Genomic DNA, 15,108 nt, shown 5'->3' with positions numbered 1-15,108 from the left:
GCTACCAGTCCTCGGCCTTCAGCTCCTTCATCCGATCCAGGGCGCGCTCGACATTGGCCTGGACCTGCGCATCGGGTCCCGCCGCCGCGCGCACCGCCTGGCGGACCGCCTCCGCGGCGTCCGCATGGCTCCAATGAACCAGCACATAGGCCTTGTGATAGTACTCCAGCCCGGACTCGCCCAGCCGCTGCCATCTCTCGATGTGGAACTGGCGGGCCCGGGTCCGCACCTGGCCCTCGGAGACCAGCTTGGTCGTGTTGTCCAGCGCGACGGCGGGATCTAGGATGCCGCCCGCGGGTCCCAGGGAGCTGCTCACCTGCACCAGCACGTGCTCGCCCTGGACGCCGATGGCGTCGATGATCTGTTCCCGGGCGCTGCGCAGGGCGTCGTCCCGGGCCGCCCCTTCGCTGCCCAGGTTGCGGGACACGCCACAGAAGGCCTTGGCCTCCCGCGTGTCCTCCTTGACGGGGGCCAGGACCCAGGCTGGCGGGTCGCCCCCCGACATCTGCCGCTCCTGGCCGGGAAGAAGCCGTGTACTTGCGGTGCATCCCGCCATTAGCAGAGCAAGTACAAGACAGCAATGGTACAGTCGCATCAATTGCTCCATATCAATGCCAGGACCACAGAATCGCCACTCCTGGGACATTTGAGGTGAGTACCAGTCGTGGGTGCCAAAACGTCCCTCGTCGATTTTCGACCTTATGTATATCTGTTTCGCGCGCGGTACCGCCGAACAGCCTAGCGTCTACCACGCCCACTAACCAACTGGTACCAGCTGTCGCCATACCTGCCCAGTATAGGCGGCGAGATTGTCTCTGTTCATCCCTGGCATCCAGCATTTCCTGATAGTGCCGGGCGTGCTCCAGCGGATCAATCGAGTTGCGGTATTGCAGCTCCGCACGATGAAGGTCTTTCAGGGCAGTCTCGTACTTCTGTGAAGACAGAACTGACAGCCAAGCGCCTGCCCCCGCGGCCAGCGAATAGATGGCTCCTCGCTTCTGGCCACTGATGAGTTGTCCTCCGCCTGGAAACAGGACCGCCGCGTAGGTTGCCTTGCGACGCCGTGCAGCGTATTCGAGCCAAGCCTCGTGTGACAGGGTGATTTCCAATCGCGTTTGAGATCCGACGGTCAAATCGATAATTTCCGCATGATCCGCGTAAGACGCCAAGCTAGCCCGAACCTGATAGCGGCCTGTGGGCAGCTCCTTGAGGATCTGCGGACTTTCTCCTAGGCGTCGACCGTCGAGGTAGATTCTGGCTTCAGGCGGACTCACCATGATAAACAAGGCACCAGTCTGGCGGACAAGATTGATCTGTCTTTCCCGCCGGTCTCCCACAGCCAGAACGATAGTCTCATCGAAGGGATTGTATTGATCCCGCTCTACCCTCAACCGATGGCTGCCCGGTCGAAGGCGGAGTTCTATGGGAAGCGTGCCTGAACTCGTTCCGTCCACGAGAACACGCGCGCCCACTGGCGATCCCGATAGCGACAGGGTGCCATAGTTCGCGCTGAGATCCGCCGTCACGATGTGACGGCCCTCGTCCGCAACGTCCACCCAGCTCTCGTAATCGTTGAATAGCTCAAGGCGAACACGGACGGCGTGACGACCACTCCGGACCTTGTCACGCTGCGCAGGCGCGCGTCCCCACGACACTTCGTCCACAAAGACCTCGGCACCATCGGGATGGGATTCGACCATGAGGGAACCGAAGGCCGGTCTCAGGCGCGCATCTATCTGCAGTGGAACACCGGGCTCAACACGGAGGACGCGCTCCTCCTGGTGATACAGGTCTGCCCGCAAGCGCAAACTGTACTGACCAGTGGGAAAGCGTTCAACGCTCCAGGGCGTACGACCGCGCTCCTGGCCGTCCAGCAGCACGACGGCGTCTGGCGGATCAGAGCGCACAGTCAATGGAGCGAAGTCTGGTGCCAAGCTCTCGCTGACCTCCGTGACGGCATCTTCGCTGATCAGCACATTCCTTTCGATGGTCTGGTACAAAGGCTTGCTGAGACGCAAGCGGTGCATGCCGATAGTGATGTCGGCAAGTTGCAGCGTGGTTGTGCCGATTTCCACGTCATCCAGATGGATGGTCGCCCCACCGGGTTGGCTGGCCACGCGGAGGACGCCACTGCCCGAGCCAGACGGTATGGCGGCCGGGTTGCCTTGAAGGAAGCTCACGGAGATTTCTTGCGGGGCACCGGTCATGGCATCAAGCTTCCTGCTCCAATCCAGCTTACCCTCCCGGCTGAAGACAAAGTCGTGGCTGCCCGGTGATGTGTCCAAGCGCAGGCGACCGCTGGCAGGTACCGTTAGTGTGCCGATTGCCTGGTTGTCGCGTTGCACAAACACGGGTCCAGGTTCAAGTATGAAGGTCAGCTGGGCGGTTTCAACGTGGCGCACTCCGCCCAGTTTGTCTATCAATCGCGTGAAGATCTTTTCCGCTGCCGCGTTGGCTTGGTCAGCCAGATCGATCACCGTCAGGGCGCGTGCTTCTTGCGACCCGAGGAAAACGCTGGTGGCCGTCTGGTAGAGCCTCAGCTCAAAGATGAACGGAGCCTTGTCATCAAAACGATAGAGCTTTGTAACGATCAGCCAGTCCGCGCCGATCTTGCGTCCGATGGCCACTTCGCAGTCCTGCTGCACACAATCGGCGGGATTGATGCCCATGTCCTGAAGAAGGGTGAAGGTGTTCTCCTCGGTCATGACTGTCACGCGGCTGCCTAAGCGCTGCTCGGCCCACGGGTAAAGGCGCCCGACGAGATAGTGCAGCTCGTCCGCCTTTAGTCCCGGCAGCGGCAAGGCAGTGCGGTCAACCACAGCGAGTAGGGCCTGAGAATCTTCCTGCGGCGATTGTGCCTGTGATACGAACGCCATCGTAAACAACAACATGAGGGAAAGGATGAGCCTATTAACCCGGCCCAAAAATACGAAGGAATTTCTTAACTTGGGGGCATGGAAAAGATCGATGCCCGCAAACTGACGGCTGAGGGACGAAACCTGCTTCGCACCATGGTGATGCGGCTGCGTGCCCAGACCGACATGACGATTCCGGAGCTGGCTGCTGTAGCTGGTGTGCACACCAATACGGTGGAAGTCTGGATTACCCGTAGCCGCAGGGATGGGGAAGCCGGACTGATTGAGAAGCCGCGTGGTCGTCCGGTTGGCTCGGGTCGAAAGCTGACCTTCGTAGAAGAGGTGTGGATCCGGGAACGCATCATCAGCAAGACTCCGGATCAGCTGCAGTTGCCTTTTGCCCTGTGGACCCGTCCTGCGATCAAGGCGCTGATTCTGGATCGCTTCGGCATCGAGATGCAGGATCGTCTGATTGGGAAGTATTTGAAACGCTGGGGTTTCACACCGCAGCGACCCATGAAGCGAGCGCTGGAACAGGACCCCAAGAAGATCGAGACCTGGCTGAAGGAGACTTTTCCTGCCGTGGCGGCACGGGCCAAGGCAGAGGGTGCCACGATCCTGTGGGGCGATGAGACGGCGGTGAAAGAAGACGCCCACTGGGTGCGTGGGTTTGCCCCGCGCGGCCAAACCCCGGTGCTCAAGGTGCCGGCACGCTGGAAGAAGCTGTCCATGATTTCGGCGATTTCCGCCCGTGGGGAAGTGAGTTTCCGCATCGTGGAGGACACGATCAACGCCGAGCGCTTCATCTCGTTTCTGGCGGGATTGATCCACCATGCTGATCGCAAGATCTACTTGGTGGTGGACAACTTGCGGGTACATCATGCCAAGAAGGTCCAAGCCTGGATGGTGGGTCGCGAGCACCAGATCGAATTGGTGTTCCTGCCGCCCTACGCGCCCGAATCCAATCCGGACGAGTATCTGAATCGGGACTTCAAGACCGCGCTGCGAACGGGCCCTGCCAGCAGAACGACCGAGGCCCTCCTGCACAAGGCAACGGCCTTCATGGATCGGATCTCAGCCCTGCCCGAGCACGTCATGTCCTACTTCAGGCACCCAAGTGCTCAGTATGCGGCCCTGGGAATTTAAGGGCCGGGTTAATAATCGCGTTCATTCTAGCCACCCCGGACCCGATTGTCCTTCCAAGTCCTCCTCGCTATAACGACTAGTTTGTTCCTCTTTCATTACGACACGTCCTCACTCGCTATATCTCAGCACGTTGCCATCGGTATCCACAGCCCACCCCACATTCCCAAAGAACTGGATCTTGACGATCTCTTTATTGGATGGACTCTCAACCCCACGAAAACTAGTTCCATCGTAAAAAGCAAACTCGAATCTATCGAGAATATTATCATCTGTAAAATCAATCATATAACCACCTAACCAGATATTTGATTCAGATCGAATATACACGTCTCGTATTTTCGAAGATGTATTTCTTGATTGCAAGACTAAATTCCACGAAAATCCGTCATATCTATATAATGATTTTTTTGTGTCAATATATATATCATTAACAGATGATGCATAAATTGATTCGCAGTTATCTACACCTATAGGCGGATTTGTTATCAATGCCCATCCAAATCCATCATAATGAAAGATTTTTCCATCAATATCGCAGCAAAATATGTTATCATCAGACAATGCGTGAATATCCATTATTGAAGTAGCGTCGACATTATATGTCGTAATTTGACTGCCTATTTTTCTCTTCAAAAAACCATTAGATCCTACCCATAGGTTACCAGATGGTGTAATCTCTAAAGAGTATATTGACATGTTATCAAGAGCTTGATATTTACTCCATGTTGACCCATTGAACATATATAAACCAGAATTCTGAGATGGGTTTGAATACGGATATTGATAAGATGCGTATACCTCGTTGCTATTTATAAACTCTATATCTGAAATATAGGAGTACGACTCATTTTGATCAACAGCAGGCAGTGTTTCCTCAGTCATTATTGATCCGTCCCAATATAAAATTGTTGGCCTACTGCCTGTATTAAATCCAAAATATCCTACATTTGAACCAATCATACATATAGCACTACCATACCAATTATTGTTAGGCGGACTATAAATTGTACTCCAAGTGCCAACTTGTGACATCGTAGTTCCGCTGATCTCATTGCTCCCCGACTCTGATTGATCCGTCGCAAGTAGATAGACCCTATAGTAGTAGGTTGTTCCCGAACTAAGCCCTGTGTCGGAAAATAGGTTGGATGTTCGGGAACTGGTCTCATAAACAAGGGTGGATAGGTTAGACACGCCCGGCGTGGTGGATCGATAAAGCCTGTACAAGGCGAAGTTTGTGATCTCCGTCCGGGTCCAGGCCAGGGTCATGCCGTGCGTAGTGACGTTAGTTGGCTCATTCAGTGTAACTGGCGGAATTGCGCTGGGAGTTACCTCCATGGACAAGGAGACGGCTGCGTTGCCACCCTGCAGAGCCGTAATGGCCACCTGCCCTTGGTGGATGCCTACGGCCACCACCGTGCGGTCGATAGTAAAGACCAACTGGTCAGTTTCCGTACTGGTTGTGCCAGAGCTTGGGTTTACCGACACCCAGGGATAGGCTTCCACTACCGACCAGGATAGGGTCCCAATACCCGTGTTGGTGACCGAGACGATGGCGGTGCTCTGGTTGCTGCCGAAATCGAGTTCCAATGGGCTCACTGTCAGTTGCGGACCGCTGGTGTCCGGCACGGTCACGAGCACTCCGACCGGCTGAGAGCCGCCCGTGGACACCACCTGCAACTGCCCCTGGTAGTTGCCCGCGCTGAGGCCCGAGCGATCGACACTGACCGTGACCAGATCCGTCTCTAGTGTCGTTGTCCCCGTTAACGGTGAGACCGACAACCAAGGCGAGTCTTCTTCAATTGTCCACTGCAGCTCCCCGTACCCTGTCGAGTTTTGAATTGACAATGTGATGGTGGTGGTGGTGGTGCCGAAGGAGAGATTCGTCGTCGAGACATGCAGTGTTGGTCGCAGGACTTCAAGGCTCATGTACACGGTGGCGGTCTGGTTGGCCAGCACGGAGGTGCTAACCGTGCGTGTGGAGTAACCCGTCTTGGCAGCGGATGTCAGATAGGACCCCACTGCGACATCTGAAACGTTGAACTGCCCATTGGCATCGCTGATGGCGGTGGTCGTGATGGGAACCGTCGACACTACAGCACCAGCCAGTCCGCTGCCCGTGACGGAGTCTGTAATGACACCAGCGATGTTTCCGGTCGGATGCTGTTGTTCTTCGTCCTCAGTCAAACAGGAACAAAACAGCGTCGAGACAACCATCAGTCCAACATGGAAGGACATCTTCTTCATAACTTACCTCCCTTGTCCACATTAATTACTCACCAGCGAACACACAACTCTATGGCAGGTGCGTTCGCAAATCTCGCCAAGCCGAAATGCAAGGTGCAGCCATGTTCTTTTTGGCTTGCCTTTTCCTTGCCCGTGTCCCGGGAACCCCCGCCCAGCAGCCAGCCGTCCGCCACTCCCGCCAGCCAGGCGACACCGGCCAGCCCCACGCCGGCCCAGTGCAGGTCCCGTTGGCGTTTCATCCCGTCCCAGGCCGCTTCCATGTCCGCGTAGTGCCGGTTCAGCTCCGCCTCATCCAGCGAGCTGGCATAGTGGTGGCGCGCCTCCTCGTAGTCCCGCTCCAGCCGGTCATGACGCTGCCAGGAATCCACTGCCAGGGCGATGCCACCCGCGGCGCCCAGCAGGTAGACGAGTCCCCGCGGCTGCCTGGCGGCGAGCTGGCCTCCGCCCGGAACGACCAGGGAACCCAAGGTCGCCTTGAGCCGCCGTTGGCGGTACTCCAGCCAGGCCGCGCGGGAAAGGGTGATGTCCACCTGCTCCTGCACCCCGCGCCGGATGGTCACACTGCGGCTGTGGTCGGCGTGCTCCGCCAGGCTGGCCCGCACCTGGTGGCGACCGGTGGGGAGCTCCTTCACCACCTGGGGGCTGGGACCCAGGCGCAGGCCGTCCAGGTGGATGATGGCATCGGGGGGTTCCACCAGGATGCGCAGCCCACCCGTCTGGCGGACCAGGTCCAGGCGGCGGTCCCGCTCCTCGCCCACGGCCACGGTGATGTCCTCCTCCACGACGTCGTGGTCGACTTCCTCCACGCGCAGGCGGTGCTGGCCGGGAGGCAGGCGCAGATCAATAGGGAGGACTCCCCGGTACGCGCCATCAACCAGGACGCGGGCCCCGGCCGGCGAGCCGGCCAGCCGCAGCGTGCCGTAGTCGGCGCTGAGGTCCGCCCGCACCGTGTGGCGCCCGCCGTCCTGCACCTCCACCCAGCTTTCGTAATCGTTGTAGAGGTCCGCGCGGACCCGCACGGTGTGGCGACCGCTGCGCACCCGGTCCCGCGCGACGGGGGCGGCGCCCCACTCCTCCTCGTCCACGAAGACCTGGGCGCCCGGCGGCTGGGTTTCCACCCGCAGGCTGCCAAAGGCCGGCTGGAGCGACAGGCTGAGGCGCAGGGGCTGGCCCGCCTCCACCGTCAGGACATCCTCGAGGTCATGGTGCAGGTCCAACCGCAGGCGCAGAGCGCTGCGGCCCGCGGGAAAGCGCTCCTCGCGCCACGGCGTCCGACCCCTTTCCTGTCCATCCACCCAGACCGAGGCGCCGGCCGGCTCCGAGAGGATCTCCAGGGGGGCGAAATCCGGCGCCAGAGTCTCGCTCACTTCCGCCACGGCGTCCTCGGCCACCGCCACATCCACTTCCCGTGTCTTGTAGAGCGGCTTGCTGAGGCGCACGCGGTGGGAGCCGGCCGCCACATCGACCAGCTGCAGCGTGGTCGTGCCCACTTCCACGTCATCCAAGTGCACGGTGGCGCCGCGTGGTTCGCTGGCCACGCGCAGCAGCCCCTTGCCCGACCCCTCCACCCGGACCTCCGGCCGTCCCGGCTGGAACTGCACCTCGATCTCGCGGGGTCGGGCCGGATCCGCCTCGAGGGAGCTGCGCACATCCTCCTTGCCCTCGCGGCTGAAGACGAAGTCGTGGCTGCCCGGGGCCGTGTCCAGGCGCAGGCGGCCGCTGGCAGGCACCGTCAGGGTGCCGATCGCCAGCCCGTCGCGCAGCATGAAGACCGGTCCCGGCTCCATCAGGAAGGTCAGCTGGGCCGTCTCGGCACGGGCCACGCCCCCCAGCTTCTCGAGCAGCTTGTCGAAGAGCTTGTCCGCGGCCTCCCGGGCGCGGTCGCTCAACTCGATCGTGCTTTGCCCCCGCGCCTCCTGGGCGCCGTGGAAGGCGCCGGAGCCGGTCTGGTAAAGGCCCAGCTCGAAGATGAAGGGACTGCGCTCGTCGAAGCGGTAGATCTTGGTGACGATCAGCCAGTCCGCGCCGATCTTGCGTCCGATGGCCACCTCGCAGTCCTGCTGCACACAATCGGCGGGATTGATGCCCATGTCCTGGAGCAGGGTGAAGGTGTTCTGCTCCGTCATCACCCGTACGCGGTTGCCCAGGCGCTGTTCGGCCCCGGAATAGATGCGGCCGACCAGGTAGCGGTGCTCGTCCGCCTTCAGGCCCGGAAGCGGCAGGGTGGTGCGATCGATCACAGCCAGGAGGGCGGCGCCTTGCGGGGAGGCGCCCTGTCCACGGCAGGGACCGGGCCAGGCCAGGAGCAGGGTGAAGAGGACCATCACGGCACAGGCGGCGCGGGATCGCTTCATGGGCGCCGCCCGGCATCGGGAGAGGCGCCAGGGGCCGGCGGGTGTTGCCGTTCCTCCTCCTCGGCCATGAGGCGGTCCAGCAGGAGGGGCAGGTCGGGGCCCTCGGACACGATGAGGGCCCGCAGCAGGCCGTCCTGGCCGATGAAGACGGTCAGAGGGAGGCTGGCGCCGTCCTCCTTCAGTCCGTAGCGCTCGCCCACCGCGCCGTAGCGATCCCAGGCCACGGGCAGGCTGAGGCCCAGTTCCCGCCAGAGGGCCAAGCCTCGTTCCCGGTCATCGGCGTAGTTGAGACAGAGGATGCGCGGCAGGGACCGCGCCTGTCCGACGCGGGCGGCCGTCCAGCTCTCGACGCGGCGCAGCCCTGCCTTGCAGGGCTGGCACCAACTGGCCCAGAAACAGAGGAGGAGGGGACCCTGGCGCAGTTCCTCGCGCAGGCTGATGACGCCGCTCTCCGGCCCCGGCAGGGCGAAAGGCGGGGCGGCGGCGCCCACCTGCAAAGGTCCGCGGGCGTCCACCTGCTTCGTCGGCGCCTCGAGGGCGACGGCGGAATGCAGGGCGACCAAGATCGCCACCAGCAGGCCTGGGATGCTCAGCAAAGCTTCCTCCTCACGCCTCCAAACGCCGGCCGCTCCGTGGACCATCTCCTTGCGCACGGTGGGTCTTGGCCCCTTGCCGGGACAATTCTTTCAGGTTTGCCCGCGAGTCCCCCACCCGGAAAACCAGCCAAGAACCAATGGCCTAGCGCCCAAGGATCAGGGAGTCCTGGCACAGCGGAAGCCGATGTCGGTGTAGCGATTCGCGGGGGCGCTGCCGCTCCGGTAGGCACAACGGGCGCGCGAACTGTTGCTGTACCAGCCGCCGCCACGTACCACCCGGTCGGTGCCGCTGACAGCACCAACCGGGTCCACCTGATCGTCGCCCACATAGTTCGAGCTGAAATCATTCGTCCACTCCCATACGTTGCCAGCCATGTCCTGGAAGCCAAGTGCGCTGTCCCCGTCCGGTTTGCTGCCCACGGGGCCTGTTCCGTTTACACAACCTAGGGTGTTGGCAAGGTTGCAGGTCGGCTCCCCGTTGCCCCACGGATAGGTGCGGCCGTCGTTGAAACGTGCCGCGTGTTCCCACTCCGCCTCCGTGGGCAGGCGACAGCCCAGGGCGGCATAGGGACTGCGTGAGCCGGGTATCTGATTCCACAGCCCTTGATAGTAGGGTTCCAATCCAGCCATCATGCTGCGCCAATCGCAGTAAGAGGCGGCCCCAAACCAGGTGACCCCATTAACGGGGTGCTGGTCACCAAGGGATCCCGCATGACTACCCCGTGTGACCGGCTCGATGGAGAAGCGGCCGCCACTGATTCTGAGCAGGCAATCGGCGTCGTTCATGTAGAGCAGGTTGACGCCATAGGCCTGGACAGTCCCGCCACTCAAAGTCACCAGCCCTTGGTTGTAGGCCCATTGCAGGGCGACCCGATACTGTTCATTGGTCACTTCGGTGCGGTCAAGGAGAAAGGATCGGGTCAGGGTCACCTCGTGAGTGGGAACGGCCACCCCCGTCTGCCCCATGGTGAAGGTGCCGGCGGGGACCAGGATCATCCGGCTTGTGACCAAGGGATTCGCAAGCGTGAGAGGGGTGGGGCGATTGCCCGCCCGATCCCACACATGGATCTCGATGGGCTGGCCAGTTTGCCAGAAGTCTTCGTTAATTGAATAGTCTGTCTGGTAGTGGCCATCGCCCCTGTCCGCCAACAACAGGCTGTCGGCCTGGCCGGGCCAGTAGGCCACGACGCGCGCACCGATCTCGGCACCCAGGAAGTCATGCTCCAACTGCACGTGCAGACGAAGAGCGTCGCCCGGCCGCAAGGGCGCTGACGCCCCGGACAAGGGCTCCCACGAAGCCGCGGCAATGGCGCAGGCGGTGTCCAAGGCGAGGGAATCCAGGATGGACTCCACGGCATCATCGGGCAGCCGAAACCAGGCCGAGACCGCATGCCAGCCGTTGAAGGCAGGCAGATCGAGGTCGACGGTGGGGGCATAGGTCTGCCACAGCGCGGTGGCGCTGTCGTTTCCAACGGCCACCTTCATCGTGACGGCATCCGCGCATCGCACCAGGGCGGTCACCCGGGATTGGTTGCAGTAGCGGCTCCCTGTGCTTGCCGCCACCAGCAGAGGCGGTGTCCGCCGGGTTCGAACCTCATCGTTGTCGAGGGACGATTCGGCCCCGCCGGCCAGCGCCGTCAGGGCCAGCGACAGCCAGCGCCCCCGGCGTTCCGCATCCAGTGGGATGCGTAGCGTTGAAACAGGCGGGGGCATATCCTGCACGGCCGTCCAGACCTGGCCGTCAAAGGACTGATAGAGCCGTGCCCCATCCAGGTTGACGCCCGGCGGCCATGCCCAGTTCAGAAACAGGGAATCTCCCGCGAGATGGATATCAAACTGGAAGGGATCCCCTTCCCTGCCCATCAGTGGATCAAAAGGATTGTCCCGCCGCGGCTGCTGGGGCATGTCCCCCGTGCACGAGAGCAACAACGCTGAGGCAATGAGAAGCAACAAGCGCCAACGACATGGTGCAACAGGCATGGCAACTCTCGCATAGCCGGTGGAAGGGTGCCGGCGGCGCATGGGGAGGCCCTGCGACCCGGGTCGCAAATGTGCCATACCATCTCCCTTGTGACAAGGCTAACAATCCCCCTGCCTGAGAAGCCCTGCCCATGCAAGCCCATCCGCCTCGGCTGATCCAGTGCTGGTCAGGTGGTGATTCCACGCCATGTTTGATTGAGCAGCCAGCGGGGCCGGTGCCCAGGGGCACGCTTCACGTCTTCGTGGTCCATCTGGAGAACGCTTTTCTGGTGGGGTGAGGTCCGGCGACGGGAGCCCGCTCAGCCGCCCAGGTGGAAGAGAAGATCCATCCGCCAGGTGCGGCCCGGCATGCGGTAGCGCTCCATCTCCTCGTAAGCCACGCCGCCCAGGTTCTCCACGGCGCCCGCCACCTCCACATCCCCCAGCGTGTAGGCCGCCTTGAGTCCCAGCAGGGTGTAGGCGCCCGGCGCGTCCGATGCGTAGAAGCGCACCTTTTCCGTCTCCGAGACGTGGCGCGCGGTGGCCGACAGGCGCCACTTGCCGGGCATCCAGGCGGCACTGCCCGCCACCGTGTGGCGCGGCTGGTAGGGAAGGGGCTCGCCCGTGTCCTGGTTCAGCGCGTCGACGAGCGTGTAGCCCAGGTTGCCGGCCAGGCGCCGCGAGCGGTAATCGGCGGAGATCTCCATGCCCTGGATGCGCGAGCGGTTGAGGTTGACGATCTCGAACACGCTGGGCTGGCCCGAGTCGCGGTAATGGATCATGTCGCGGTACTGGTAGCGGAAGTGGGTGAAATCGAGCGAGACGCGCCGTCCCCGCCAGAGCAGGCCCGCCTCCCAGCTGCGGCTCTCCTCCGCCTTTAGCTCCGGGTTGGCGATGAAGGAATAGTCGTTCCCCGGGACACTCTTGAGAAACAGGTCGGCGATGGAGGGGTTGCGGAAGGCCGTGCCGGCGGAGGCGCGCAGCGTCCAGTCGGCGAGCGGCCCGTCCCCGGAGAGGCTGACCCCGGCCTTGGGCGAGAGCTGCAGCTCGTCGCGGCCGCCGTGGATGAGATGGTGGTCGGCGCGGGCGCCCAGGGTGAACAGCGGCTCCGCCAGCCAACCGGGCGCCGACCACGGCAGGCGCACCTGGTCCTGGAAGAAAACGGCGCGGGTGGAGGTCTGGTGGCGGCCGTAGAACACATCGGCCGGACGCCCGTCCACCCGGTCGGTGATGAGGTCGGCGCCCAGGATCCACTCCTGGCGGCGCCAGCCCAGCCAGTCCCAGCTGAGGCGCAGCCCCAGCTTGTCGGCGTCGCTGCGCGTGTCGGTGATGCCAGCGTCATGGTAGGCTGTGCGCGAGACCCCCGCCGTGGCCCAGGATCGCGCTTTGAGGATCGAGCGCGGCCCCGCCTGCTCGAAGGAGAGGTCGGCGCTGACCGCCGCCTTCTCCTGGCGGTCATCCAGCCACTCCGGATGGTGGTGGCTGATGTGGAGGGGGCGGCGGCGGCTGTCCCAGCTGTGGGGAAAGCCACGGTTGAGCGTGGCGTAGCCCAGGGTCAGCTCCCAGTGGCGGGGCGCCTGCCGCTCGCCAAGCCGGAAGCGCGTGCTGAGGGCGTGGTGCAGGTAGTCGCTGTTCTGGCGGTGGCCGTTGGACTCGCGCTTGGCGTAGCTGAGGTAGTAGCCCAACCTGTCCAGCTGGTTGGTGTGGGTGATGGAGAGGTGGTTCTCCGTGGCCGGCGTATCGCGGAACCGGGCATCCCCCGCCGGCAACTCGCCCAGGCCGTAGCCCGCCTGCACGGTGGTGCGGTGGCGGGGGAATTCGCGCATGGTGACCAGGTTGATCACGCCGCCCATGGCCGTGGAGCCGTAAAGGGAGCTGTAGGAGCCCTTGGCCACCTCCACACGGTCGACGACGGCCAGCGGCACCATGGACCAGTCGGCGCCGCCCGTGTCCGCCGTGATGGCCGGCTTGCCGTCCACCAGGAGCAGCACGCGATTGCCCACGCCGCCGCCCAGCAGATTGGAGCTGCCGCGGATGCTGAGTGAATTGGTGGTGCTGCCGTCGGAGCGCTTGACCGAGACGCCGGGCACGGTCTCCAGGACACGGGAGAGTTCCTGGGAAGGCGCCCGCTCCAGCTCTTCGCGGGTGAGGATCTCGACGCGGGAGGTGGCGTTGCGCGTGGTCTGCTCCCGGGCGTCGGCGCTGTAGACGAGATCCCCGGCGCGCAGCCACGACGGCTCCAGACGCACCAGCAGCGATTCGGGGCGGGCTGTCGCCGCCAGCTCGCGATCGCGGTAACCCAGGTGGCTGACCAGCACGCGTCCGGCGGCGCGCTCGTCCAGGTCCAGGCGGAAGCGTCCAGCCAGATCCGTGGCGCAGCCGCTGCGGCTCTCCAACAGGCGCAGGTTGGCGCCGGCCAGCGGGGCGCCGGACTCGGCATCCACCACGCGGCCGACCAGGGCCGCGGCGCCGGCCTGGCCCGCCGCCAGCAATAGGATGAGCAGTGCCGGTCGCATGCCCGACGCTCTCACTCCCCGCTGCGACAGGTGAGAATCAGGTTGCCCACGCCGCTCTGGTCCTCCTCCAGCACAATGGGCGTGAGCGCCGGCGTGGCGGCGCTCCAGTCCCAGCCGTGGCCACCGAAGAAGGCGGAGGCAGGGTCGGAGCCGTAGGGATAGCCATAGACGGCCAGATGTGCGTTGAGGGTGCCGGCGAACTGGACGGTGAGCAGGAAGCCCGGATCAGAGGCGCTGATCATCTCCATGGCCAGGGGCATGGAGGGCACCCCGGGATTGGCGCTGGCCATGAGGATGACGAAGACGCTGTTAAAGGCCGTGGGCCAGGCGTCGGTGAATTGCACGGCGCCTTCGATCTGGCCCGGCTGCAGGATCACGGGAGCCGGGATGCGGTCCAGGTATCCGACAAAGTCCAGCTCCAGCTCCTGGCCGGCCGTGAGGACGACCACCTCGGGGAGGGAGTCGCCCACCGCGAAGTCGCCGCCATAGAGCCCGAGCACCGGCTCATCCAGGCCCATTTGTCCGCCGTTGCGCCAGCCCACCACCAGACTGGGGTAGGAGCCCGGATTGATGTCGGGGATCTCGAACGCGACCTGATGCACGGTGGCGGCCGGGTTGGGACTGCCTAGCGCCGCGGTGTGGAAGTCGGGCGGCCCCTGGGGGGCGATGTTGACGGGCAGATTGCTGTGCCAGGTCGAGAAGAGGGAGACCTGGATGTTGCCCTCCGTCGGCCAGTTGCCGTGCAGCGTGACCGTCCCACGCAAGGTGGCCAGGCTGGAGCCGTTCCCTGTGTCGTCCGAATCCGAACAGCCGGCCAACAGGCCGGCGCCCGCCAACACCAAGAGCAAATGCCAGCGCATCAGTCCCTCCTTGTCATGACGGAGACAAGGTTGGGCGCGAGGGTCCGGCGAGTGTCAAACAAGTGTCGATTCCCGTCAAGCGACGCAGACGACGCCCTCTCCCCCATTGCCGGAATGGACTCCTTCCCGCTGCCAGGACAGGCTCTTGCACCCTCTCAGTGAAATGGCCGGAATGGGGCTTCACCACTGCTCTTCGGGCTCCTTCCCCCTGCCAGGGGGAAGGCCGGGATGGGGGTTCACCGCCCGGGCACTTCTGATGCGTCGCCAGCGCCGCGCTCTTGCACCTTTCTTTCACGGGCGAAAGAAAGGTGCCCAAAGAAAGCCCTCTCCAAGGCACTCAGGGCCCTAACTGGGCGGCCTCACGGCCGCCGTCGGACAGAGGGCCCTATCACCTGATGCGGACACCATGGCAGTTGGTTCAGCCTTCGGCTTCTCCATAAAGCAACCCAACCGTCCTGGACGAAGCGACGCTGCGTTGTCTTGTGCCTTGTTTTCGGCCTCGTTGCGCGCGCCACGCCGGGACGTCGCGCGCAGCGCGGCGTCTGAGCGTATGCGCGCGCAGAGGCCGAAGAGATGGT

Annotated in this window: 9 protein-coding genes; 1 reads left to right on the top strand and 8 read right to left on the bottom strand. The window is 63.1% G+C overall.

Translation table 11 applies throughout. The annotated features are described in order from the left end of the window. Position 1 precedes the first annotated feature (1 nt). Complete coding sequence (locus Q8O14_03265) at positions 2 to 505, bottom strand: hypothetical protein (protein MDP2359761.1); 504 nt, start codon at positions 503 to 505, stop codon at positions 2 to 4. Positions 506 to 608: 103 nt separating this feature from the next. Beyond that, positions 609 to 2,891, bottom strand: coding sequence for a PEGA domain-containing protein (locus Q8O14_03260; protein ID MDP2359760.1), 2,283 nt, complete (start codon positions 2,889 to 2,891; stop codon positions 609 to 611). Between the two features lie 63 nt (positions 2,892 to 2,954). Between Q8O14_03260 and Q8O14_03255 the strand changes: the two genes are divergently transcribed. Continuing rightward, on the top strand, positions 2,955 to 4,001 hold the full coding sequence (locus Q8O14_03255; protein ID MDP2359759.1) for an IS630 family transposase: 1,047 nt from the start codon (positions 2,955 to 2,957) through the stop codon (positions 3,999 to 4,001). Between the two features lie 108 nt (positions 4,002 to 4,109). Here Q8O14_03255 and Q8O14_03250 read toward each other — a convergent pair whose 3' ends face one another. The 6 genes from Q8O14_03250 to Q8O14_03225 all read right to left on the bottom strand — a co-directional run bounded on the left by Q8O14_03250 (position 4,110) and on the right by Q8O14_03225 (position 14,530). Then, positions 4,110 to 6,245, bottom strand: coding sequence for a carboxypeptidase regulatory-like domain-containing protein (locus Q8O14_03250; protein ID MDP2359758.1), 2,136 nt, complete (start codon positions 6,243 to 6,245; stop codon positions 4,110 to 4,112). Between the two features lie 29 nt (positions 6,246 to 6,274). After that, positions 6,275 to 8,599, bottom strand: a complete 2,325-nt coding sequence (locus Q8O14_03245) for a PEGA domain-containing protein (GenBank protein MDP2359757.1) — start codon at positions 8,597 to 8,599, stop codon at positions 6,275 to 6,277. Then, complete coding sequence (locus tag Q8O14_03240) at positions 8,596 to 9,195, bottom strand: TlpA disulfide reductase family protein (protein ID MDP2359756.1); 600 nt, start codon at positions 9,193 to 9,195, stop codon at positions 8,596 to 8,598. Before Q8O14_03240 ends, Q8O14_03245 begins: the two co-directional genes overlap by 4 nt. Before the next feature lie 156 nt (positions 9,196 to 9,351). Beyond that, positions 9,352 to 11,217, bottom strand: coding sequence for an SUMF1/EgtB/PvdO family nonheme iron enzyme (locus tag Q8O14_03235; GenBank protein MDP2359755.1), 1,866 nt, complete (start codon positions 11,215 to 11,217; stop codon positions 9,352 to 9,354). Between the two features lie 257 nt (positions 11,218 to 11,474). Continuing rightward, positions 11,475 to 13,670: a TonB-dependent receptor gene (locus tag Q8O14_03230; protein MDP2359754.1), complete on the bottom strand. Its 2,196-nt coding sequence runs from the start codon at positions 13,668 to 13,670 to the stop codon at positions 11,475 to 11,477. 11 nt (positions 13,671 to 13,681) lie between these two features. Next, the gene (locus tag Q8O14_03225; protein ID MDP2359753.1) at positions 13,682 to 14,530 is read right to left on the bottom strand and encodes a hypothetical protein; all 849 of its coding nucleotides are present in this window, start codon (positions 14,528 to 14,530) and stop codon (positions 13,682 to 13,684) included. Positions 14,531 to 15,108: the final 578 nt, after the last annotated feature.

This window comes from bacterium (assembly GCA_030685015.1).
Lineage (GTDB): Bacteria > CAIWAD01 > CAIWAD01 > CAIWAD01 > CAIWAD01 > CAIWAD01.
The sequence above is the reverse complement of the archived record's forward strand: the minus strand, read 5'-3'. Positions and strand labels throughout refer to the sequence as shown.

Excerpts from the sequence above, each read along its gene's own strand:
- Q8O14_03265 (MDP2359761.1), bottom strand. The coding sequence starts at position 505 with ATGTCGGGGGGCGACCCGCCAGCCTGGGTCCTGGCCCCCGTCAAGGAG.
- Q8O14_03260 (MDP2359760.1), bottom strand. The coding sequence starts at position 2,891 with ATGTTGTTGTTTACGATGGCGTTCGTATCACAGGCACAATCGCCGCAG.
- Q8O14_03255 (MDP2359759.1), top strand. The coding sequence starts at position 2,955 with ATGGAAAAGATCGATGCCCGCAAACTGACGGCTGAGGGACGAAACCTG.
- Q8O14_03250 (MDP2359758.1), bottom strand. The coding sequence starts at position 6,245 with ATGAAGAAGATGTCCTTCCATGTTGGACTGATGGTTGTCTCGACGCTG.
- Q8O14_03245 (MDP2359757.1), bottom strand. The coding sequence starts at position 8,599 with ATGAAGCGATCCCGCGCCGCCTGTGCCGTGATGGTCCTCTTCACCCTG.
- Q8O14_03235 (MDP2359755.1), bottom strand. The coding sequence starts at position 11,217 with ATGCGCCGCCGGCACCCTTCCACCGGCTATGCGAGAGTTGCCATGCCT.
- Q8O14_03230 (MDP2359754.1), bottom strand. The coding sequence starts at position 13,670 with ATGCGACCGGCACTGCTCATCCTATTGCTGGCGGCGGGCCAGGCCGGC.
- Q8O14_03225 (MDP2359753.1), bottom strand. The coding sequence starts at position 14,530 with ATGCGCTGGCATTTGCTCTTGGTGTTGGCGGGCGCCGGCCTGTTGGCC.